General features: G+C 65.7%; 21 protein-coding genes. 16 read left to right on the top strand and 5 right to left on the bottom strand.

Annotation, left to right across the window (positions count from 1 at the left end; genetic code table 11):
- Window positions 1-2: 2 nt before the first annotated feature.
- Together AC1DQ3_RS23640 and mpl are read right to left on the bottom strand one after the other, a co-directional pair.
- Complete coding sequence (locus AC1DQ3_RS23640; protein ID WP_477122583.1) at window positions 3-623, bottom strand: YqiA/YcfP family alpha/beta fold hydrolase; 621 nt, start codon at window positions 621-623, stop codon at window positions 3-5.
- 13 nt (window positions 624-636) lie between these two features.
- A complete protein-coding gene (mpl, locus tag AC1DQ3_RS23645) occupies window positions 637-2,025 on the bottom strand; it encodes a UDP-N-acetylmuramate:L-alanyl-gamma-D-glutamyl-meso-diaminopimelate ligase (RefSeq protein WP_477122584.1) in 1,389 nt (462 codons plus the stop codon).
- A 213-nt stretch (window positions 2,026-2,238) separates the two neighbouring features.
- On the opposite strand from mpl, the gene AC1DQ3_RS23650 reads away from it, so the two are divergent.
- The 9 genes from AC1DQ3_RS23650 (at window position 2,239) to AC1DQ3_RS23690 (ending at window position 10,745) form a co-directional block, all read left to right on the top strand.
- Window positions 2,239-2,940, top strand: coding sequence for a UDP-N-acetylmuramate--alanine ligase (locus tag AC1DQ3_RS23650; protein ID WP_477122585.1), 702 nt, complete (start codon window positions 2,239-2,241; stop codon window positions 2,938-2,940).
- An 84-nt stretch (window positions 2,941-3,024) separates the two neighbouring features.
- Window positions 3,025-3,573 carry a TlpA family protein disulfide reductase gene (locus tag AC1DQ3_RS23655; RefSeq protein ID WP_477122586.1) on the top strand — a complete coding sequence of 183 codons (549 nt, stop codon included), beginning with the start codon at window positions 3,025-3,027 and terminating at the stop codon, window positions 3,571-3,573.
- A gap of 469 nt (window positions 3,574-4,042) precedes the next feature.
- Window positions 4,043-4,501, top strand: coding sequence for an acetyl-CoA carboxylase biotin carboxyl carrier protein (gene accB, locus AC1DQ3_RS23660; protein WP_477122587.1), 459 nt, complete (start codon window positions 4,043-4,045; stop codon window positions 4,499-4,501).
- Between the two features lie 191 nt (window positions 4,502-4,692).
- On the top strand, window positions 4,693-6,060 hold the full coding sequence (gene accC, locus AC1DQ3_RS23665; protein WP_477122588.1) for an acetyl-CoA carboxylase biotin carboxylase subunit: 1,368 nt from the start codon (window positions 4,693-4,695) through the stop codon (window positions 6,058-6,060).
- Between the two features lie 53 nt (window positions 6,061-6,113).
- Window positions 6,114-7,028, top strand: a complete 915-nt coding sequence (gene prmA / locus AC1DQ3_RS23670) for a 50S ribosomal protein L11 methyltransferase (RefSeq protein WP_477122589.1) — start codon at window positions 6,114-6,116, stop codon at window positions 7,026-7,028.
- 9 nt (window positions 7,029-7,037) lie between these two features.
- Window positions 7,038-8,618, top strand: coding sequence for a DUF3426 domain-containing protein (locus AC1DQ3_RS23675; protein ID WP_477122590.1), 1,581 nt, complete (start codon window positions 7,038-7,040; stop codon window positions 8,616-8,618).
- A gap of 71 nt (window positions 8,619-8,689) precedes the next feature.
- Window positions 8,690-9,190 carry a thiol peroxidase gene (gene tpx / locus AC1DQ3_RS23680; RefSeq protein ID WP_477122591.1) on the top strand — a complete coding sequence of 167 codons (501 nt, stop codon included), beginning with the start codon at window positions 8,690-8,692 and terminating at the stop codon, window positions 9,188-9,190.
- A 117-nt stretch (window positions 9,191-9,307) separates the two neighbouring features.
- Window positions 9,308-10,255, top strand: a complete 948-nt coding sequence (locus AC1DQ3_RS23685; protein WP_477122592.1) for a carbohydrate kinase family protein — start codon at window positions 9,308-9,310, stop codon at window positions 10,253-10,255.
- A 22-nt stretch (window positions 10,256-10,277) separates the two neighbouring features.
- Window positions 10,278-10,745 carry an outer membrane lipoprotein gene (locus AC1DQ3_RS23690; protein WP_477122593.1) on the top strand — a complete coding sequence of 156 codons (468 nt, stop codon included), beginning with the start codon at window positions 10,278-10,280 and terminating at the stop codon, window positions 10,743-10,745.
- Between the two features lie 423 nt (window positions 10,746-11,168).
- Here AC1DQ3_RS23690 and AC1DQ3_RS23695 read toward each other — a convergent pair whose 3' ends face one another.
- Window positions 11,169-11,735, bottom strand: coding sequence for a histone H1-like DNA-binding protein (locus AC1DQ3_RS23695; RefSeq protein ID WP_477122594.1), 567 nt, complete (start codon window positions 11,733-11,735; stop codon window positions 11,169-11,171).
- Window positions 11,736-12,158: 423 nt separating this feature from the next.
- Window positions 12,159-12,368, bottom strand: a complete 210-nt coding sequence (locus AC1DQ3_RS23700; RefSeq protein WP_477122595.1) for a hypothetical protein — start codon at window positions 12,366-12,368, stop codon at window positions 12,159-12,161.
- A gap of 83 nt (window positions 12,369-12,451) precedes the next feature.
- On the opposite strand from AC1DQ3_RS23700, the gene AC1DQ3_RS23705 reads away from it, so the two are divergent.
- The 5 genes from AC1DQ3_RS23705 to AC1DQ3_RS23725 all read left to right on the top strand — a co-directional run bounded on the left by AC1DQ3_RS23705 (window position 12,452) and on the right by AC1DQ3_RS23725 (window position 18,362).
- The gene (locus tag AC1DQ3_RS23705; RefSeq protein WP_477122596.1) at window positions 12,452-12,832 is read left to right on the top strand and encodes a hypothetical protein; all 381 of its coding nucleotides are present in this window, start codon (window positions 12,452-12,454) and stop codon (window positions 12,830-12,832) included.
- A gap of 662 nt (window positions 12,833-13,494) precedes the next feature.
- Window positions 13,495-13,935, top strand: a complete 441-nt coding sequence (locus AC1DQ3_RS23710; RefSeq protein WP_477122635.1) for a DUF2147 domain-containing protein — start codon at window positions 13,495-13,497, stop codon at window positions 13,933-13,935.
- 106 nt (window positions 13,936-14,041) lie between these two features.
- On the top strand, window positions 14,042-15,025 hold the full coding sequence (locus tag AC1DQ3_RS23715; protein ID WP_477122597.1) for a Bug family tripartite tricarboxylate transporter substrate binding protein: 984 nt from the start codon (window positions 14,042-14,044) through the stop codon (window positions 15,023-15,025).
- Between the two features lie 344 nt (window positions 15,026-15,369).
- Window positions 15,370-17,610 (top strand): TonB-dependent receptor, encoded by a 2,241-nt coding sequence (locus AC1DQ3_RS23720; RefSeq protein WP_477122598.1) that lies wholly within the window; start codon window positions 15,370-15,372, stop codon window positions 17,608-17,610.
- 65 nt (window positions 17,611-17,675) lie between these two features.
- Entirely contained in the window at window positions 17,676-18,362 is a 687-nt protein-coding gene (locus AC1DQ3_RS23725) for a Fe2+-dependent dioxygenase (protein WP_477122599.1), read from the top strand.
- A gap of 69 nt (window positions 18,363-18,431) precedes the next feature.
- Here AC1DQ3_RS23725 and AC1DQ3_RS23730 read toward each other — a convergent pair whose 3' ends face one another.
- Window positions 18,432-19,310 (bottom strand): LysR family transcriptional regulator, encoded by an 879-nt coding sequence (locus AC1DQ3_RS23730; RefSeq protein WP_477122600.1) that lies wholly within the window; start codon window positions 19,308-19,310, stop codon window positions 18,432-18,434.
- A gap of 149 nt (window positions 19,311-19,459) precedes the next feature.
- On the opposite strand from AC1DQ3_RS23730, the gene AC1DQ3_RS23735 reads away from it, so the two are divergent.
- Complete coding sequence (locus tag AC1DQ3_RS23735) at window positions 19,460-19,852, top strand: tautomerase family protein (protein ID WP_477122601.1); 393 nt, start codon at window positions 19,460-19,462, stop codon at window positions 19,850-19,852.
- A gap of 259 nt (window positions 19,853-20,111) precedes the next feature.
- A complete protein-coding gene (locus AC1DQ3_RS23740; protein WP_477122602.1) occupies window positions 20,112-20,945 on the top strand; it encodes an aldo/keto reductase in 834 nt (277 codons plus the stop codon).

The raw sequence follows: 20,945 nt of genomic DNA on the forward strand, positions 1-20,945 counted from the left end.
GCTCATGCCTGCGCCTCCGGGTCGAGCGTGCCGATCCGGCCATCGGGACCATAGCCGCAGAAAGCGAGGACTTCATCGACGTAGTCGGCGAATTCGCTGATGCCGTGGTCGCTGCCCTCGATCACGCGCGTGTGCGCGCCGGGGAACGCCGCCAGCATCTCGCGGTAGTCCAGTACCTCATCGCCGGTGGCAGCCATCAGGAAATAGCGCGCCGGCCGGGTGATGGCCTCGACCCGCAACGCCAGCAGTTCGTCCAGGTGATACCGCTCTACCCGCAGCGAGCCACCGCCATGCCAGAGCGGCTGGTCGCCCAGGTAGTGCTCGAGGTCGGTCCACGGATGCACCGCCGGGTTGAGCAGCACCGCGCGGCAGCCGTGGCGCTCGGCCAGCCAGCGGGCATAGAAGCCGCCCAGCGAGGACCCGATGATGGCGAGCGGTTGGCCGCCGCCCGCCTGGGACGCCGCGATCGCCGCCTCGGCCTGGGCGATGGCCGCGGCCGGCGACACATTCAGCACGGGGCAGGCGTAATAGCGCCCGACGCCCCAGGCGCGCATGCGCTCCTGGACCAGCCGTGCCTTGAACGACTGCGGCGAAGAGCGAAAACCGTGCAGGTACAACAACATTGCCGCGCTCCAGTCAGGCCGCGGAGCCGGCGGCGAAAGCGTCCAGCAGCTTCTGGTGAACGCCGCCGAAACCGCCGTTGCTCATCACCAGGACGTGATCGCCTGGGCGCGCCGCTGCCCGCACCGCCCGCACCAGCGCGGAAAGATCGCTGAAAGCGGCGGCCCGCTCGCCCAGCGGCGCCAGCGACTCGGCCAGGTCCCAGCCGAGGGCATCCTTGCCGCTGGCCGCGCCGTAGCCGAACACCAGGTCGGCCGCCTCCAGGCTGGCCGGCAGTTGCGCCTTCATCACGCCCAGCTTCATGGTGTTGGAGCGCGGCTCCAGCACAGCCAGGATACGCGCTGCGCCAACCCGCTTGCGCAGGCCGTCCAGCGTGGTCTGGATCGCGGTGGGATGGTGGGCAAAGTCGTCGTAGACCGTGATGCCGCTGACCACGCCCCGCACTTCCATGCGGCGCTTCACATTGGCGAAGCGCGACAGGGAATCGATCGCCTGGGCCGGCGGCACGCCGACGTGCCGCGCCGCCGCGATCGCGGCAAGCGCGTTCAGGCGGTTGTGCGTGCCTTGCAGGTCCCAGGCGAGCCGCCCTTGCAGCGCGTCGCCGAACCAGACGTCGAAACTGTCCTGCGTCGGGCTGCCGGCGGCTTCGGCAGGCTCCCCGGCACGCCAGTCACCCATGCCGAACAGCTCCGTCTCGCTCCAGCAGCCCCGCTCCAGCACGCGTGCCAGGCTTTCCTCGGCACCATTGACGATCAGCCGTCCCTGCTCCGGCACGGTCCGCACCAGGTGGTGGAACTGGGTCTCGATCGCCGCAAGATCCGGGAAAATATCGGCGTGATCGTATTCCAGATTATTCAGGATGGCCGTGCGCGGACGGTAATGGACAAACTTGCTGCGCTTGTCGAAGAACGCCGTATCGTACTCATCGGCCTCGATCACGAAGAAAGCCGACTCCGTCACGCGCGCCGACACCCCGAAATTCTGCGGTACGCCGCCCACCAGGAATCCCGGGTTGTAGCCCGCGTCCTCCAGGATCCAGGCCAGCATGGAAGTCGTCGTGGTCTTGCCGTGGGTTCCGGCCACCGCCAGCGTCCATTTGCCGCGCAGCACATGCTCGCCCAGCCACTGTGGGCCGGACGTATAAGGCAGGTTGCGGTTAAGGATGGCCTCCATCAGCGGATTACCGCGCGAGACCACGTTACCGATCACGAACAGATCAGGCGCCAGCGCCAGCTGGCTCGGGTCGAAACCCTCGATCAGCTCGATACCCTGGGCCTCCAGCTGGGTGCTCATGGGTGGGTAGACATTGGCATCGCAACCGGTCACGCGATGGCCAGCCTGCTTGGCCAGCACGGCGAGGCCGCCCATGAATGTGCCGCAGATACCGAGGATGTGAATATGCATGGGATTTGGGATTCGGCGGGCCCGGGCGGCCGGGCCTATGGCTTCAGAACGAGGAGGAATTGTACCTGAGGGGTGCAAGCGGCTTCCCACGGTACGCATGAGGCGCAGGGTCGCAATCGACGGCGCCAAAGGAATCTCCCCTCACCCATTCACTCTAAAAGCCAGACCCGCCCCGGGGCGCGCAGCCCCCCATCCCTCCGGTATCATCCTCCCATGCCCCGCCGCCCCGCCCTCGACCCCATCCGCCTGCGCGAAGAAATCGCCCAGGCCGCCGCCCGCATGATCGCGGAAGACGGTGCCGACTACGCCACGGCCAAGCGCAAGGCTGCGCGCCAGTTGCTGGGCGATATCCGCGTGACCGGCGAGTGGCTCCCGGACAACGAGATGGTCGAGGCCGAGGTCCGCGCCTACCAGGCGTTGTTCCACTCGGAAAACCAGCCGCGGGTGCTGGCACTGCTGCGCCGGCTGGCCATACTGGCCATGAGCGACCTGTCCGCCTTCCGCCCATACCTGGCCGGGGCGGTACTCAATGGCACCGCCACCGAGCATTCGGACGTCTACCTCCAGTGCTTCTGCGACAGCCCCAAGGACCTCACTCTCCACCTGCTCAATGCCGGGGTGGATTTCGACACCAGCGAAAGCCGGCACTTTGCCGGCCGTGGCGAGGTCGAGACCCTTAGCTTCCTGTGGAAGGGCCAGTGGCCCGCCCAACGGGAGGCGCGCCTGCTGGCCGGGGAAATCCGCGCCGAGCTTGGCCAGCCCGTTGGCATCCATATAGCGCTGTATGATGCGGACGATGAACGTGGCGCGGTCAGGGCCGATGCCGGGGGCCGCGTCGCACGTGCCGACCTGAATGCCGTGCGCACGCTTGCGGCGGCCGCGTCCGTGGCGCCCGATACGCCCGAAGCCGCCTGAGTCCCGGGCGCCGGCCTGATGGGCAAGCCCGGGCCTTTGCGCTATCTCCATCTATCTGCCATCAGCCGCTATCTTCCTGCTGCCATGACCACCTCCAATAGCACTCCCGTCCGCCGCAGCCGCGTCTGGATCTGGCTCGGCGTTGCCGTAGTCGCGGCCGCCGCGGGCGCATTCGCCGGCCATTATGTGTTCTCGCCCGAGCCTGTATCCGACGCGGCAGTGGAAACGTTCCTGCGCACACAACTGCCGGACCCGGCGGGCGGACAGGTCGATTTCGCCAGGCTGCGCGGCAAGACAGTCGTTGTGAACTTCTGGGCACCCTGGTGCGGCCCCTGCGTCGAGGAAATGCCCGAGTTGACCGCGCTGTACAAGGAGTACTCGGGCCGCAAGGTGGAATTTGTCGGCATCGGCATTGATTCGGCCAACAACATCCAGCAGTTCGCCCAGAAAGTACCGGTGGCATACCCGCTGGTGGTAGCGGGCTTTGCCGGCACGGAACTGTCGCGCAACTTCGGCAATGCGGCAGGCGGCCTGCCCTATACAGTGATCATTGCGCCAGATGGCACGGTCAGCTACCGCAAAATGGGCAGGGTTTCCCCTGACGAACTGCGCGCCGCGCTGCCACGCAGTTAGTCGCAAAATTCTTGAATTGGTAGCGATTTTTACTCAATCCGGATCGATCGTCACTCAAATCATCCGATTTCCGATCCCGTCCACCGAAAATGCGGTATCAGACCAGAAAGCGTGGCCGCTTCGGGATTGCCTATGTCTGCGCTGCTAGACAAATCACTCTAAGCTACGGTAATCTCCGCGCAATTTCGTTGAAATGGTCGAGCCGCCATGACCGATACGCCTCCCGAGCACCCCGCTGACGAGGCTACCTGCTGGCACTGGACCATGCCCTCGGGCAGGAGTTGGAGCAGTCGCCTGCAAGCGCCTGACTCCGCCAATTGATTTCAAGCACATTTACCGCGCTCCCGGCGCCTGTCTCGCCCACGCTGTTTTCCGCGGCGGACGACGGCAGCCTGCCGGACGCACGAGATTTTCCCGGCCGCAGCCGCCAGAGCGGCGCGCCGGACAACCCGATTCAGGAGGATAGAAGATGGACCTGCGCAAGCTGAAGACGCTGATCGACCTGGTGGCCGAGTCCGGCATCTCCGAGCTGGAAGTCACCGAGGGCGAAGGCAAGGTGCGTATCGTCAAGGCACCGCCGCAGGTCATTGCCGCGCCGATGGCGATGCAGCCAATGCAGGCACTGCCGCCGGCCGCCGCGCCTGCCGCTGCGCCCGTCGTCGGTGCCGAGCCGGCCGCGCCGCAACTGCCGGTTGGCCACGTCGTGACCTCGCCGATGGTCGGCACCTTCTATCGCGCTCCGTCCCCGGGCGCCGCCGCCTTCGTCAACGTGGGCGACACGGTCAAGGAAGGCCAGACGGTCTGCATCATCGAGGCAATGAAGCTGCTCAACGAGATCGAGTCCGACAAGGCCGGCGTGATCAAGGAAGTCCTGGTCGAGAATGGGCAGGCGGTGGAATACGGCCAGCCGCTCTTCATCATCGGCTGATACCGAGCGGCATGCCGCGCCGCCCGCAGCCTGCGCCGGATGTTCCGGCCGGCCGCAGCAGCGCTGGTGAGCCGGCCGTGCCGGACGCATTTCGTCCCGGTGCCAGCTCCCCCGTCCGCACTCCGGCCGCCGCGCCAGGGGCACCAGAATCCGCCGCGGTGGGACCGCCTTTCTCCTCGCAGAGAGTGACTATGTTCGAAAAAATTCTGATCGCGAATCGCGGTGAAATCGCCCTTCGCATCCAGCGCGCCTGCCGCGAGCTTGGCATCAAGACAGTGGTGGTGTATTCGGAAGCCGACAAGGAAGCCAAATACGTCAAGCTGGCCGACGAAGCCGTCTGTATCGGCCCGGCGCCTTCGCCGCTCTCCTACCTCAATATGCCGGCCATCATCTCGGCCGCCGAGGTGACCGATTCGCAAGCCATCCACCCGGGCTACGGCTTCCTGTCGGAAAACGCCGACTTCGCCGAACGCGTGGAAAAATCCGGCTTCGTCTTTATCGGCCCGACCTCCGAGAACATTCGCCTGATGGGCGACAAGGTCTCGGCCAAGCAGGCCATGATCAAGTCCGGCGTGCCGTGCGTGCCGGGCTCCGAAGGCGCCCTGCCTGAAGATCCCAAGGAAATCCTGGCGATCGCGCGCACCGTCGGCTACCCGGTCATCATCAAGGCGGCAGGCGGCGGCRGTGGCCGCGGCATGCGCGTGGTGCACACCGAAGCGGCCCTGGTCAACGCGGTCAACATGACGCGCGAGGAAGCCGGCCGTGCCTTCGGTAATCCGGAGGTCTACATGGAGAAATTCCTGGAGAACCCCCGGCACGTCGAAATCCAGATCCTGGCCGACCAGCATCGCCAGGCAATCTGGCTGGGCGAGCGCGACTGCTCGATGCAGCGCCGCCACCAGAAGGTGATCGAGGAAGCGCCGGCACCGCACATCCCGCGCCGCCTGATCGAGCGTATCGGCGACCGCTGCGCCGAGGCCTGCAAGAAGATCGGCTACCGTGGCGCCGGCACCTTCGAGTTCCTGTACGAGAACAACGAGTTCTACTTCATCGAGATGAACACACGCGTGCAGGTCGAGCATCCGGTCACCGAGATGATCACCGGCATCGACATCGTGCAGGAGCAGATCCGCATCGCCTTCGGCGAGAAGCTGCGCTGGCGCCAGAAGGACGTGCAATTGCGCGGCCACGCCATCGAATGCCGCATCAACGCCGAGGATCCGTTCAAGTTCACGCCGTCGCCCGGCCGCATCACCGCCTGGCACATGCCCGGCGGTCCCGGCGTGCGGGTCGACTCGCACGCGTATGATGGCTACTTCGTGCCGCCCAACTACGATTCGATGATCGGCAAGATCATCACCTACGGTGCCACCCGCGAGCAGGCTATCGCCCGCATGCGGATCGCGCTGTCGGAAATGGTGGTGGACGGCATCCAGACCAACGTACCGCTGCACCGTGAGCTGATGCTCGATGCCAACTTCGTCGAAGGCGGCACCAGCATTCACTATCTCGAGCACCGCCTGGCCCAGAAGAACGTGGCCAAGGGCGGCAAGATCTGAAGCCCCGGCGCGGCCAGCATTAATGGATCGATTAGGATCGACAAGGATCGCCTGTGGCATTTCAGGAATGTGTGATCGAAATCGCACAAGACCAGGCCGAAGCCTGGTCTGACGCACTGTTCGACCTCGGCGCGCTCTCGGTGTCGGTGGAGGACGCCGATGCCGATACGCCTGACGAGCAGCCGCTGTTCGGCGAACCCGGCATGGAGCCGACCCGCCTGGCATGGAACCGCTCGCGCGTGGTGGCGCTGTTCGACGACAGCACCGATCCCGTGCTGGTGGTGGCCGCGGCCGCCAATGCGCTGGGCATCGACCCGGTGCCGCCTTACCAGCTGCGCCCGGTCGAGGACCAGGACTGGGTGCGCCTGACGCAATCCCAGTTCGAACCGATCCGCATCGGCGAGCGCATCTGGGTGGTGCCGTCGTGGCACGAGGCGCCGGAACCCGATGCGGTGGTGCTGGAGCTGGACCCCGGCCTCGCCTTCGGTACCGGCAGCCATCCGACCACGCGGCTGTGCATGCAGTGGCTGGAGCAGAACATCAAGGCCGGCGAAACGGTGCTCGACTACGGCTGTGGCTCGGGCATCCTCGCCATCGTGGCGCGCAAGCTCGGCGCCGGCGACACCCTCGGCATCGATATCGACCCCAACGCAGTGGAAGCCTCGCGCTACAACGCCGAGCGCAATCGGGTGGACGCCACATTCGCGCTGCCGCAGACCGTCTCCGAGGCCAGCTACGACCTCGTCGTCGCCAATATCCTGTCCAATCCGCTCATGCTCATGGCGGCCATGCTGAGCGCCCGCGTGCGTCCCGGCGGCCGGCTGGTGCTGTCGGGCGTGCTGGAGCGGCAGGCGGACGAAGTCTGCGCCGCCTACGCACCCTGGCTGCCGATGTCGGTCTGGCGCAGCGAGGAAGGCTGGGTGTGCCTGCATGGCACGCGCGGTGAAGGCCCCGCCGTCCAGCACTGAGGCCCGCCAATGGCCGCAGCCAAGCTCGTCACGCGTTGCCCGGCCTGCCGCACGGCGTTCCGGCTGGTAGCCGATCAATTGCGGCTGCGCCAGGGTCTGGTCCGCTGCGGCCAGTGCGACACCGTGTTCGATGCGCGCGAACACCTGATCGAGCTACCGCCGGCCGAACCCGCCAGCGGTGCCGGGATCCCCGCCGAGGCTGCCGCGCGTAGCGCTGCCCCGCCGCCGCGGGAAACCGCACCGGAAGCGCCCCACTACGAGCGACCAGGCAAGGCGCACGAGAATGCCCGCGAGCAAGCGCACGAAGGGGCGCACGAAGGGGCGCACGAAACCGCGCACGGCCAGGCGGTTTCCGGGCCCGGCGAGGACCACCCCGATAACCCTCCTTTCGACCCTGGCTACGACCCCGGTTACGACGTACCGGCGCTCGACGCGCCCACCGTCATGCTGTACCAGACGCAAGCGGAAGCGGATGAGGCTGCGCACGCGATCAACCCGCAGACCGAACCGGAAAGCAGCGCCACCGGGGCTGATGAGGAAGCGGCTTCCGCGGTCTTCGTGCCCGGCCTTGTCCATGACGAGGAAGCCGACGCCATCGAGGCGGCCGAGGCAACAGACACCGCCGAAACCACCGAAGCAACCCATGCGGCCAACGCAGCCGACATGACCGGTACCGCCGCCGAAGCCCAGCGCGAAGCGAACGCAGCGGCAGCAAACGACACACCGGCCGCCGTGCCGGAAGCCGCTCCCTGGCCACAGCTCGACCCCAGGACACTGGACGACGGCCTGCCGCCGGGGGCGGCAGGCGACGACGACGCCACCCACACGGCGGACACGGCGGATGTCGCCGATACAGCGGACACAGTGCATGCCACTGCCGCCGCGAACGCCATCGCCACCGCTACCCGCGCTGGAGCCGAGCCCGCCGGAGTCCCGAGCGCGAGCGGCTATCTGCGCGCCGAAGCGCAGGGCGATCTCCCCGACATTCCAGCGACCGGCACACGCGAGCAGGCGTCGCGCCTGTGGGAACGCCGCGACGAGTCCGCGGCGCCGGTGTTCGCCCCCGACTTTCTGCGCCACGCACGCGAGCGCGGCCCCGCCCCGGCCCAGCGCAAGCGGTTGCTGCAACGGCTGGCGATCGTGCTGCTGGTGGTGGCAGGATTGCTTCAAGCCACCTACCTGGCACGCAGCCAGCTGTCCGGGTACTTCCCGGTGCTGCGCCCCACCTTCGAGGCAATGTGCGCGCCGCTCGGATGCGAGGTGGCGCCGTGGCGCGATATCGAGGCCCTGCGCATCGAAAGCTCGCAACTGCAGAAGCTGGACGAGAACTCCGACGCCTACCTGCTTGCGGTCACCTTGCGCAACCAGGGCCGGGCCACCGTGGCGCTGCCAGCCGTCGAACTGGTCATGACCGACCTGCAGGACCAGTTGCTGTTGCGCAAGGTGCTGCAGCCGGCCGATTATCTCGAAGCCGAACAGCAAGCCTTCGCCAGGCACGGACTGCGCGCAGGCACGGAGCTTCCGGTTCGGGTACGATTCCGTTCGCAGCAGGCGGCGGCAAACTACCGCGTGCTGATCTTCTATCCCTGAATTCCGCATGGGCTCGCCGCTCATCCCGAGCGTCTCCGATTCGCGAGCCCGCATTTACCACAGGAGCACATATGAGCAACGTCACCCTCGGCGGCAACGCCATCGAAGTCGGCGGCAAGTTTCCGCAAGCCGGCGACAAGGCCCCCGCATTCTCGCTGGTCGGCAAGGACCTGAAGGACGTCACCCTGGCCGACTTCGCCGGCAAGCGCAAGGTGCTCAATATCGTCCCCAGCCTGGATACCCCGGTGTGCCAGGCCTCCGCGCGCAAGTTCAACGAAGCCGCCAGCGGCCTCGCCAACACCGTGGTGCTGACCATCTCGGCCGACCTGCCCTTCGCCATGGGCCGCTTCTGCACCGCCGAGGGCCTGGCCAACGTGGTGCCGCTGTCGCTGATGCGCGGCGCCGAATTCAAGGGCAACTACGGCGTGGACGTCAAGACCGGCCCGCTCGCCGGCGTGACCGCGCGTGCCGTGGTGGTTCTCGATGAAAACGACAACGTCAAGTACAGTGAACTGGTCTCGGAAATCAAGAACGAGCCGAACTACGACGCCGCACTGTCCGCGCTGAAGTAAGCGCGCCACCAGCCAGGCGCGGCCACCCGGCAGACCGGGTGGCCGTTTTTACATTTGGTGGGTGCCGGCCCCGAGCGGACGGCCCCGTTATCAAGCATTGCAAGCATTGGAGAGAGCATGTCCAGCCTGATCTGTGGCTCCGTCGCCTACGACACCATCATGACGTTCGAGGGGCATTTCCGCGAACATATCCTGCCCGACCAGATCCACATGCTGAACGTGTCTTTCCTGGTACCGTCCATGCGCCGCGAGTACGGCGGCTGCGCCGGCAATATCGCCTACACGCTGAAGCTGCTGGGCGGCGAGCCGGTGATCATGGCTACCGTTGGCGCCGACGCCGAGCCTTACCTGCAACACCTGCGCGCGCACGGCATCAGCACCGAGCACGTCCGCACCCTGCCCGATACCTTTACGGCGCAGGCCATGATCACCACCGACCTGGACAACAACCAGATCACGGCGTTCCACCCCGGCGCGATGAACCAGTCGCAGCTCTCGCAGGTGCAGGACGCGCTCGGCGGCAGCAACTCGCCCAAGCTGGGCATCGTCGCCCCCGACAGCCGCGAAGGCATGCTGCATCACGCCCGCCAGTTCGCCGAAGCCGGCGTGCCCTTCATCTTCGACCTGGGCCAGGCCATGCCACTGTTCAACGGTGAYGACCTGCGCCAGTTCGTTGAACTCGCCAGCTACGTGACGGTCAATGACTACGAAGCGCAGGTTCTGTTGTCGCGTACCGGCTGGACCGGCGAGGAAGTCGCCGCGCAAGTCCAGGCCTTCATCGTGACCCACGGCGAACAGGGCGCCAGCGTCTTCGCCAACAAGCAGAAGTACAATATCGCTTCCGTCAAGGCAGATCAGGTCATCGATCCCACGGGCTGCGGGGATGCATTCCGCGGCGGCCTGCTTTACGGCATCGAACAGGGCTTCGACTGGGAAACCACCGGCCGGCTTGCCAGCCTGATGGGTTCCATCAAGATCGCGCACCAGGGTCCGCAGAACCACAAGCCGTCGCGCGACGAAATCGGTGAACGCTTCCAGTCCGCTTTTGGCTATCGCTACGACTAACACCTATTTCGGGATTGAACCTATGCATACCCTGATCCGTATCGGCGTCATCGCGCTCGCCGCGGCCACCACCCTGGCGGCCGGCTGCGCCTCGCAATCGAACTCCGCCAGTATCTATACGCCGGGACAGGCGCAGCGCGAGCAGACCTTGCGCTACGGCGTGGTCGATACGGTGCGCGAGGTGCTGATCCAGGGTAACCAGACCGGCGCCGGCACCATCGCCGGCGGCGCCATCGGCGGCATCGCCGCCGGCAGCACCATCGGCAACGGCGGCGGCTCGGTAGCCGCGGGCGTGCTGGGCGCGGTGCTCGGCGGTATCGCCGGCAGCATGACCGAGAACAAGATCGCCCAGCGCCGTGGCCTGGAGATCACCGTACGCCTGGACAACGGCGAGATGCGCGCCATCGTGCAGGATGCCGATGAAGCCTTCCGCCCGGGCGAACGCGTACGCCTGCTGTCCTCCGGCGGCACGACTCGCGTTACACACTAAGGCACCAGGCCAAGGCACCAAGGCACCAGGCACGGGGTTGCGGGACGGCGCAGGGCCGTGCGTGGCCGTTGCGGCGAGAGCTTGCACATCCACGGTACGACAAGGCCGCCCAACGGCGTCTGCGACGATTCAGAGCGACCTCCGGCGTTCGCCCGACCCTGCCAAAGCGCTGCCTCCTTCACGGGAGCAGCGCTTTTTTCCTGGTGCAACCAACGCCTGCCCGAGCCGCGCCTTCGCAACTGCGTCTGCGGCTCGGCTGTGCAATGGCGCGATTCTCCGTTCGCCCATGAAAAAACCCGCCGGGTTTTCACCATCGGCGGGTTGGCAAGACTGGCGTCTTGCGGACCGGATACGCCGTATCCGGTCAGTGCGACACGCGATGCGTGCCCTGGCGATTCCCGGCGCTAACCGTTACCGGCACACTTACGGACGGTTGCCCGACGTGGGGAAGGGCCATGCCGCGGCCGGGTTCAGTGCGGTCTTGGCAGCTGTGGCGGGTGCGACAGCAGGCGCAGCGGCAGGCTTCGAAGCAGCCGCGGACTTCCTGGAGGCAGCCTTCTTGGCCGCAGCCTTCTTGGCCGGTGCGGCCTTCTTCGCAGCAGCAGCCTTTTTGGCCGGAGCAGCCTTCTTGGCGGCAACCTTCTTGGCCGGTGCGGCCTTCTTGGCGGCGACCTTCTTGGCCGGTGCGGCCTTCTTCGCGACTACTTTCTTGGCGGCGACTTTCTTGGCCGGCGCGGCCTTCTTCGCCACGACCTTCTTGGCGGCGACCTTCTTGGCCGGTGCAGCCTTCTTCGCTACGACCTTCTTGGCGGCGGCTTTCTTGGCCGGCGCTGCAGCCTTCTTGGCGGCCGGCGCGGCCTTCTTCGCCACTACCTTCTTGGCGGCGACCTTCTTCACAGCGGCCTTCCTGGCCGGAGCGGCTGCCTTCTTGGCGGCCGGCTTGGCGGCAGCCTTCTTGGCCGCCGGTTTCTTCTTTGCAGTCGTTGCCATGGATAACTCCTTCACTAGAGAGTGAATATCGAATGACCTAAGTAGGCGACCCGACCGACCCGAGGCGCGATACAGCTATGCGACCCCAATCGAGCGAGCGATTCATCGGCGCACGGAAACATTGCTACCGCACGCTAATGAATTCGGTGTCAGGGGCACCGCGGCACGCGGTGCGAATGTGGCCAAGCGGAGCCCGCAGCCGGGCTTCTGACGCTTGCCGCGCCCTGGAATATTCGATCTGCCCGCACCATCCGCCGGATCGGCGCGCGGCATGAAAAGAAGAGATATCGGCCGGCATTTCCGTGATGCGGGCAAAGCCACGCGCACCACGTACGGCATTCGTTTGGGGGTAGTTCGCCCATCCCGTTACAGGGCCAAAGGAGACTGCACGCGTTTTAGAAAACCAGTACGGCTTGGTCTGCGTCAAAGTTCTAGTGCTCCTGAGCTACCTGTTCCATTGCATCGAAGTGGGTGGCGCTCGTCGATCAGCATCACGTCCAACATCATCGTTCCATCTGCTGTCTTGCCTGCCACGCAGCCATGCAATGAAGTGAGACTCTTGTCAAGGCGAATCATAATTCGTTTGTTGCGCGATGTTAAGAAAAAAGTGCAAAAAAACTTGCGCGCGAGCATGACAACTTCATCGTCGTCATCGCTACGCTCTGCTCACCTCGTCTTCGCATGCGCGCCACGCGCTCTCATCGCGTCGTACGCGGATGCGCATCGCTCCTCGCGCGCTCGCTCGACGCATCGCCTACGCTGCATCAAGCGAGCGCGAAGCCGTCGCGGATACGCTCCAGCTTCGCCGCGCGAGCATCGCTGCGGGCATGCATCCGACACGCTTCGAACACGCATTCCACAATGCTTCAGGAAAGCCGGAAGCCCGCATGAACAAAGGCTCTCCGGGAAATCGAAAAGGCCCGTCCGACGAGCGCGCGCACACGCCACGCCATCGTCGTCGCACACTTCGCGCGCAGTCGCGCGAGCGCCGCGCATGCAGCGAACGGGCCGTCGCGCGGACGTGCATCGCAAGGGCGGCGCGAAGCGAGGACGATGCGCGCATCGAAGTCCGGCGCATGCGCTCGCGTGATGCGTGAACAGTGATGCGCCGACGCAACGGTTTGCGACTCGTCATCACGACACGCGCGCTCCGGCGATGCTCGGACACCGCCACTCGCACGCATCGCGCGGCATCGTCGATGCATGCGAGCCGAGCGCAAGCCTGTCCCATCGCCAGGCATGCGGGCATGCTTCCTCGACCGAGCGCATCGACCCATGCGTCGATGCGCCATCCCGAACGCGGCACGTGGTGTCGCGTGGGGCCGGCAATACCGGCGCGCATGGTTGGATGACGAGGCTCGGCAGCCATGCAATGCGAGACGAGGCGATGCCATGCGATGCGACTCGCCCTCGCGTCGCGCAAAGCGAAGCGGGCCATCGGCGATGGCCGCTGCAATGCGTGGGCGGATCTGCGTGAATGCGTGCCGGCGCAACGCCGGACGACGGCTTAGAGGATTGCTTCGAGTGCCGCCGGCAGACGTTTTTGCTGCATGGCAAAATACGCCCGCCACCAGCAACCACACCGGTTTCCGGTGAGCCGCGAGCCCGGCTTAGGTGCGTACGCAAACACCGCCAGGCGATTGCGGCGCGAGCCTATCGCCAGTAGATTGGCGTACCCACGCGCCATGGCGTGCACCAACCCGAAGAGGAGATCCCGATGCACTTTACTGCCCCCCGCGCCTTCGCACGTGCCGCCGTCATGGCGGCTCGCGTCACCGTGCTCGCCGGCGCGCTGCTGGGTAGCGCCGCGGCGCTGGCCCAGGCCACCCCGGCTGGTTCGTGGAAGACCATCGACGACAACACTGGCAAGCCCCGCGGCCTGGTGGAGATCAGCGAGCACAACGGCGTCTACAGCGGCAAGCTGGTCAAGAGCTTTGGCGAAGACGACGGCAAGGCCAGGCTATGCGACAAGTGCACGGACTCGCGCCGCGACCAGCCCGTCATGGGCATGACCATCATCACCGGCCTGCGCAGGACCGGCGACAACGAGTGGAGCGGCGGCGAGATCCTCGATCCGGAAAGCGGCAAGCTCTACAAGACCAAGATGTCGCTGGCGGACGACGGCAGCAAGCTCAAGGTGCGCGGCTTCATCGGCATCAGCCTGCTGGGACGCACCCAGACCTGGGAACGCGAACGCTAGCCTGGTGCCTGGGCTCCATGTGGGTTCAGCGAATTGACAGCTTCGCTGGTTATCATCGGTCGCTCGATGTAGCACCCGTTACCCAAAACAACCAATGGAGACAACCATGCGTATTCCCGCCACCAGCCGCGCGCTGGCCCTTGCCGCTTCTGCCCTGTTCGCCACTGCCGGCTTCGCCATGCCGGCACATGCCGCCGATGCGTGGCCGACGCATGTGATCAAGTTTGTCGTGCCGTTCACCGCGGGCGGCGCCAACGACCTGGTAGCGCGCGCGGCCGCCGACGCGGTCGGCAAGCGGCTCGGCCAGACGGTGGTGATCGAGAATCGCCCGGGCGCCGGCGGCATTGTGGGCGCGGACTATGTGGCCAAGAGCAAACCGGATGGCTATACCTTCCTGGTCGGCGCCGTGGGCACCGTCACCAACGGCCTGATCCGCAGCAAGATGCCATACGCGCCCGATGACCTGGTGCCGGTTTCACTGATCGCGGTGAGCCCCTCCGTGATCGTGGTATCGCCGTCGCTGCCCGTGAACAACTTGAAGGAACTGGTCGAGTACTCCAGGAAGCAAGCCTCGGGTGCCACCTTCGCCACCGCCGGCAGCGGCAGCACGCCGCACTTCGTCGAAGAGATGCTCAAGGAGAAGGGCGCGGTGCTGACGGTGGTGCCGTACAAGAGCGGTTCGGAGAGCATTACCGCGGTGATCGGCAACCAGGTGACGGCCACCTCCGAGGCCAGCGTGGTGGTGCTGCCCAACATCAAGGCCGGCAAACTCAAGGCGCTGGGCGCGACCTGGGACAAGCGCATGAGCGCGGCGCCGAATATCGCGACGACCGCCGAGCAAGGCATGCCTGAAGTGCACATCGGCCACTGGGCTGGCGTGTTCGCGCCCAAGGGTACCGACCCCGCCATCCTGAAGAAGATGAACGCCGAGATGAGCGCCGCGATGCAGACGCAGGAAACACGCGACCGCCTGATCCCCAACGGCATCGAGCCCGCCGGCGGGTCGCAGGAGAGCTTTATCGCCTTCATCAAGGCGGAACGCGAGCGCCTCGGCCGTATCGCAAAGAAGGCCAATATGACAGCGGAATAAGAATTTTTCATTTGGTCCGCCGCACCGGGCGGTCAATGTCCGTATCAGGCCTGTCACGTACAGGCCTTTTTTTTTATTTATAAATGCGCCGCATTCCACTCGTTATAAATAAAAAGTGAGCAAATAAGCACAATAAGCAACTCGAACGCTTTTTCCCGGATCGTTCATAGGTACGTACTGTCTGTGAAAAAAGCCAACACGAATTGCAATGGCAATCATTCTCATTTATATTTCGGCTCGCCCAACTTTATTTGCCTCCCGCCGTGGGCCGAACCGCAAGACATGTCTATCTCGATCATGCCGGCCGGCTCGTTCCCGCGGCCGCACCGGAATCGAAAAACAACATGAATCGCCGCACCCCGATCGCGACTGCCCTCCTCGCGCTGTTCGCAACGCCTGTTGTCAGCCTGGCCCAGACAACGGCTCCCGCACCCGCTGGCAGTCAGGGCGCGACGACGCTGCAGGAGGTCGTGGTGCAAGGCGGACGCGTCAACGACGACTACAACGCGGTCAGGAATTCGATCAGCAAGCTGCCTGAGGATCTGCGCGATATCCCGCAATCGGTAACGGTGGTCAACAAGGCGCTGATCGATGCGCAGGGCGGCACTTCGCTGGCGGACGCGCTGCGCAACGTGCCGGGCATTACCATCGGCGCCGCCGAGGGCGGCCAGATCGGCAACAACATCAACCTCAACGGTTTCTCCGCGCGTACCGATATTTATCTCGATGGTTTCCGCGACCGCGGCCAGTACTATCGCGACGTCTTCGCGCTGGATTCGGTGGAAGTGCTGATGGGGCCCTCGTCGATGTTGTTCGGGCGCGGATCTACCGGCGGCGTGATCAACCAGGTCACCAAGAAGCCATCGCTCAAGGCCGCCACCGAAGTGACGGGCTCGGTCACCACCAACGGCCTGGTGCGCGCCACCGCCGACTACAACACGCCCACTGGCGAGACTTCGGCGTTCCGCATCTCGGCGATGGCGCAGGACGGCGCACCGACCACGCGCGACCAGATGACGGTGAAGGACTTCGGTCTCGCGCCGTCCTGGCGCCTCGGTATCGGCACCCCCACGGAGATCACGCTGTCGGCGCTGGTGCAGCATAACGAGGACATGCCCGACTACGGTTTCCCGGCGATCAACGGGCATCCGGTCAACGTCAACCGCAAGACGTCCTACGGCTTCAATGACGACCGCACCATCCAGGACGTCGTCGCGCTCAATGGCACCGTCGATCACAAGTTCTCGCCGAATCTGCGCCTGCGCAACCAGACCCAGTTCAACTACGTCAACACCAATGCGCGCGAAACGGCGCCGAATGCCGTCGGCACGGTCAATGCCAAGGGTTTCACCCCGCTGACCACCACCACGCTGCCGCTGGATGCGCTGTTTGTGCGCCAGCAAAGCCATGACCGTCATATTCGCGACTACTCGATCTTCAACCAGACCGAGCTGACCGCCAAGTTCGACACCGGCCCGGTCAAGCACACCATGCTGTTTGGCGCCGAAATCGGCCACGATGGCTACGACAACCAGAACTACTATCGCAACGGCAGCTGCAACGGCGTTGCGCTGAACCCGGCGGCGACCTCCACCGCTGCCGCCGGCACCAGCGGCTTCGTCGCCTGCGAGCCGCTGGTCAACCCCAGCTACAGCAACTCGCCATCCAACGCGCCGAGCCTGACTGGCAACCGGCAGGGCGCGTCGGCCAATACGCTGGCGGCCTATGTCAATGACTCGATCGAGTTCAGCAAGCAATGGAAGCTGGTGGCCGGGCTGCGCTACGACAAATATCTCGCCAGCGTCACCAATTCGGTCAACTCGGCCAATACCCTGGGCAACACCAGCCTGGCCTCTGCGGACCAGACCGTCAACTTCACCAGCGTGCGCCTGGGCGGGCTCTGGCAGCCGACCGAGGCGCAGTCCTACTACCTGTCGTACGGCACTTCATTCAATCCGTCGCTGGAGCAACTGGTGGGCACCGTGGGCCAGCAGAACCTGGACCCGGAAAAGAACACGTCCTATGAAGTGGGCGGCAAGTGGGACCTGATGGGCGGCGACCTGTCGCTGAACTCGGCGCTGTTCCAGATCACCAAGGACAATGCCCGCAGCCAGATCGACGCCACCACCTACTCGCTGACCGGCAAGATCCGCGTGCGCGGCTTCCGTGCCGGCGCCACCGGCCACGTCACCAACAACTGGCAGGTCTTCGCGGGCTACACCTACCTGGATGGCGACATCATCAACGGCATCGCCGCCGGCACCCAGGGCATGATCCCGGCCAATACGCCCAAGCACACCGCGACGGCGTGGACCAGCTACCGCGTGCTGCAGAACTGGGAAGTGGGCGGCGGCGCCTTCTATATGTCGCAGCGCTATGCCAACAACAACAACACCGTGCAGGTGGGCGGCTACGTGCGCTGGGACGGCATGATCGCCTACCACCAGCCGAAGTATGATGTGCGCCTGAACCTGTTCAACGTGTTCGACAAGAAGTACTACGACGCGCTGATCCCGTCGGACGGCGGCCGCTCGGTGCCGGGCACCGGCCGCACCGCGATGCTGTCCCTTACCTACCGCATGTAAGCTGCGGTAAAGTGGCGGCGCCGGAGCGACTCCCGGCGCCGCTATCGAACCCTGCCGAGATCGCCATGCTTGTCCGCATTCCCAAGGTCCTCAACGCCGAGCAGCTTGCCGCGCTGCGCGAGCTGCTCGACCAGGCCGGCGAGGCCTGGGTGGATGGCCGCGTATCGGCCGGCTACTCAGGCGCGCCGGTCAAGTACAACCAGCAGATCGACGAGCGCGCCGACGTGGCAATGCAGTGCCAGCGGCTGATCCTCGGTGTGCTCGAACGGCATCCGCTATTCATTAGCGCGGCATTGCCCAATATCGTCTACCCGCCGATGTTCAATCGCTACAGCGATGGCATGACCTTCGGTGCCCATGTGGACGGCAGCGTGCGCATTCATCCGCACAATGGCCGCAAGCTGCGCACCGATATCTCCGCCACGCTGTTCCTCAGCGACCCCGCCAGCTACGATGGCGGAGAGTTGCAGGTGGAAGACACCTACGGCACCCACAGCGTCAAGCTGGAGGCCGGCGACATGGTGATCTACCCCGCCACCAGCCTGCACCGGGTGACGCCGATCACGCGCGGCACGCGCGTGGCGAGCTTCTTCTGGATCCAGAGCCTGGTGCGCGACGATACGCAGCGCGCGCTGCTGTTCGACCTCGACAATGCCATCCAGAAGCTCAACCAGACCGGCGCTGACGAAGGCGCGCGGCGTTCGCTGGTGGGTTGCTATCACAACCTGCTGCGCCAGTGGACCGAGACCTGAGCGCGGTGGAGAAATCGTAGCGAGCGGCGCCAGGCGCGTCCAGGGCACGCCCTCCTGTAGTGGCGCCTGCTACGCGAATTGCTCCGCCAGCGCCGCGCGCACCTTCGCCACCAGAGCCGCCTCGCCGGGCCGCGCGGGCAGCAGGTAGAACTCGGCGGCCGGCAACGCGGGGAGCCTCAGCCGGCTGGCGGTCTGCGTGTCGATGCGCGCCACCCCCGGTCCGATCGCCGACTCGTTCAGGCAGGAGATGCCCAGCCCGGCGGCCAGCGCGAGCTGCAGCCCGGCCACGCCCGAGGCGGAATGCGCGATCACATGGTCCACGCGCCGGCGCAGCAGCATCTGCACCACATACTGGTGCAGCGAGCAGGTATCGGGCAGCAGCACCAGTGGCAACGGCGCGCTGACGCTCCCGGCCTCGCCTTCGGCCGCCACCCATGCCAGCGCCTCGCGGCGCAGCACAGTGCCGCGCGCGCCCCGCTGAGCGCCGCGAGCGCCGGGCAGCCGCATCGACAGGCCGATATCGAAGGCATCGGTCAGCGCCCCGGCGTCGATCATGCCACTCTTCATCACTGTCACATGCAGCCGCAGGTAGGGATAGCGCTCGCGCAGCCGGCGCAGCATGCCAGCGATCTCTCCCGGCCGGAAATAGTCCGTCACCGCCAGCCGCAGTTCGCCATCCAGCGCATGGCCGCGCAAATCCTGCAACGCCAGTTCGGACAGCGCCAGGATGCGCCGCGCATGTTCCAGCAGGCGCAAGCCCGCGGGCGTGGGCGCCGCGCCCTGCTTGCCGCGCGTGAGCAGAGGCACGCCGGCGCGCTCCTCCAGCTTGCGCAGTTGCTCGCTGACGGATGACTGCGACAGGAACAGGCGCGGCGCGGCGGCCGACAGGCTGCCGGCATCCGCCACCGTGACGAAGGTGCGTAGCTGATCGAGTTCCAGGGCGCGCATGGCAGCCTCCTGCGTGTTTTGGCATGTTTCGGCAATTACGATGGATAGTATCGCAAATTCCCGTTTTTCCGATGGAAGGCGATTGCCTAGAATGGCATCACTGAACCGCTGGACCGAACCCCCTTCCACCACAATCCCGGGAGCCTGTCATGCCCCACATCAACCTCCGGATCTCCGGCAAACCCGATGCATCGCTGACCCGCCGCAGCGCCGCCGCCGTGGCCGGGATTACGCAGCGCGTACTTGGCAAGAAGCCGGAAGTCATCGTCGTCTCCGTGCAGTACATCGACCGCGACGCCTGGATCGTCGGCGGAGAACCGCTCTCGGAGCAGGGACGCAACGCCTTCCATCTCGACATCAGCGTGACCGATGAGACCAACACCAAGGCAGAAAAGGCGCAGTTCCTGAAAGCGGTGTTCGACACACTGTCGGAGCTGATCGGCAACGTCCATCCGGTCTCGTATATCCACGTCGTCGACGCGCGCGCGGCCACCTACGGCTACGGCGGGCTGACGCAGGAGTACCGCTACCACCACGGTTGAGCCCCGGGCCGGCGCAACCGGCCGGCACGGGCGTTCGAGGTGCATTCGAGGTGCATTCGAGGCGCTCTTCGCGATCACGGTCTACTACCTGAGCAGTGTGCCCTGAACCTCGCGCTCGGCACGCCGAACCTTGTGCATCGCGCCGTCCTTACCTAGTGTGGGTGGGTAACCGGGCGGCGTGCGCGTGCTGTTCTCGCCATGTTTCGGCGTTTTCGCCATGCGCGGGCGGCCCCTGCCTGCTTCTTCACCGGAATACCACATGAAGACCGCGATCCTTCCCGGCGGCGAAACCGTTGCCGCGCTTGGCATGGGCACCTGGAACATGGGCGAGAACCCGGCCGCGCGCGCGGAGGAGCTCGCCACGCTGCAGCTTGGCCTGGACCTTGGCATGACCCTGATCGATACCGCCGAGATGTACGGCGAGGGCCTCTCCGAGGAACTGGTCGGCGAGGCCATCGCCGGGCGGCGCGACGAGGTCTTCCTGGTCACCAAGGTCTACCCGCACAACGCCGGGCGCAAATCCGCCGTGGCCGCCTGCGAGCGCAGCCTGCGCCGGCTGGGCACCGACCGGATCGATCTCTACCTGCTGCACTGGCGCGGGGGCGTGCCGCTGGCCGAGACCATGGAGGCCTTCATGGCGCTGCAGAAGGCGGGCAAGATCCGGCATTTCGGCGTCAGCAACCTCAGCCTGGATGATATGCGGGCGCTCTGGCGCGTGCCCGGCGGCAACCAGGTCACTGCCAACCAGTTGCTCTACAACCTCACGCGCCGCGGCATTGAATGGGATCTGCGGCCCTGGCTGCGCCAGCACGGGGTGCCGGTGATGGCCTACTCGCCGATCGAGCAGGCCACGCTGCTGCGCAATTCCCGGCTCGCCCACTTCGCCGAGCAGCACGGGATCACGCCGGCACAGGCCGCGCTGGGCTGGCTGCTGGCGCAGGACAACGTCGTCGCAATTCCCAAGACCAGCCACCGCGAACGCCTGCGCGAGAACCACGGCGCTCTGGCGCTGCGCTTCTCGGCACAGCAGCTGGCCGAGCTCGACGCTGTCTTCCCGCCGCCGCGCGGCCCGCATCCGCTGGAAATGCTGTGA

The sequence above is a fragment of the Cupriavidus sp. 01T418 genome (assembly GCF_056398885.1).

Coding starts and splice junctions, on each gene's coding strand:
- AC1DQ3_RS23700 (WP_477122595.1), bottom strand. CDS start 12,368: ATGCTCGCGCGCAAGTTTTTTTGCACTTTTTTCTTAACATCGCGCAAC.
- AC1DQ3_RS23740 (WP_477122602.1), top strand. CDS start 20,112: ATGAAGACCGCGATCCTTCCCGGCGGCGAAACCGTTGCCGCGCTTGGC.
- mpl (WP_477122584.1), bottom strand. CDS start 2,025: ATGCATATTCACATCCTCGGTATCTGCGGCACATTCATGGGCGGCCTC.
- tpx (WP_477122591.1), top strand. CDS start 8,690: ATGAGCAACGTCACCCTCGGCGGCAACGCCATCGAAGTCGGCGGCAAG.
- AC1DQ3_RS23690 (WP_477122593.1), top strand. CDS start 10,278: ATGCATACCCTGATCCGTATCGGCGTCATCGCGCTCGCCGCGGCCACC.
- AC1DQ3_RS23695 (WP_477122594.1), bottom strand. CDS start 11,735: ATGGCAACGACTGCAAAGAAGAAACCGGCGGCCAAGAAGGCTGCCGCC.
- AC1DQ3_RS23710 (WP_477122635.1), top strand. CDS start 13,495: ATGGCGGCTCGCGTCACCGTGCTCGCCGGCGCGCTGCTGGGTAGCGCC.
- AC1DQ3_RS23735 (WP_477122601.1), top strand. CDS start 19,460: ATGCCCCACATCAACCTCCGGATCTCCGGCAAACCCGATGCATCGCTG.
- AC1DQ3_RS23650 (WP_477122585.1), top strand. CDS start 2,239: ATGCCCCGCCGCCCCGCCCTCGACCCCATCCGCCTGCGCGAAGAAATC.
- AC1DQ3_RS23720 (WP_477122598.1), top strand. CDS start 15,370: ATGAATCGCCGCACCCCGATCGCGACTGCCCTCCTCGCGCTGTTCGCA.
- AC1DQ3_RS23640 (WP_477122583.1), bottom strand. CDS start 623: ATGTTGTTGTACCTGCACGGTTTTCGCTCTTCGCCGCAGTCGTTCAAG.
- AC1DQ3_RS23675 (WP_477122590.1), top strand. CDS start 7,038: ATGGCCGCAGCCAAGCTCGTCACGCGTTGCCCGGCCTGCCGCACGGCG.
- AC1DQ3_RS23705 (WP_477122596.1), top strand. CDS start 12,452: ATGCGCATCGCTCCTCGCGCGCTCGCTCGACGCATCGCCTACGCTGCA.
- AC1DQ3_RS23725 (WP_477122599.1), top strand. CDS start 17,676: ATGCTTGTCCGCATTCCCAAGGTCCTCAACGCCGAGCAGCTTGCCGCG.
- AC1DQ3_RS23715 (WP_477122597.1), top strand. CDS start 14,042: ATGCGTATTCCCGCCACCAGCCGCGCGCTGGCCCTTGCCGCTTCTGCC.
- AC1DQ3_RS23730 (WP_477122600.1), bottom strand. CDS start 19,310: ATGCGCGCCCTGGAACTCGATCAGCTACGCACCTTCGTCACGGTGGCG.
- accB (WP_477122587.1), top strand. CDS start 4,043: ATGGACCTGCGCAAGCTGAAGACGCTGATCGACCTGGTGGCCGAGTCC.
- AC1DQ3_RS23655 (WP_477122586.1), top strand. CDS start 3,025: ATGACCACCTCCAATAGCACTCCCGTCCGCCGCAGCCGCGTCTGGATC.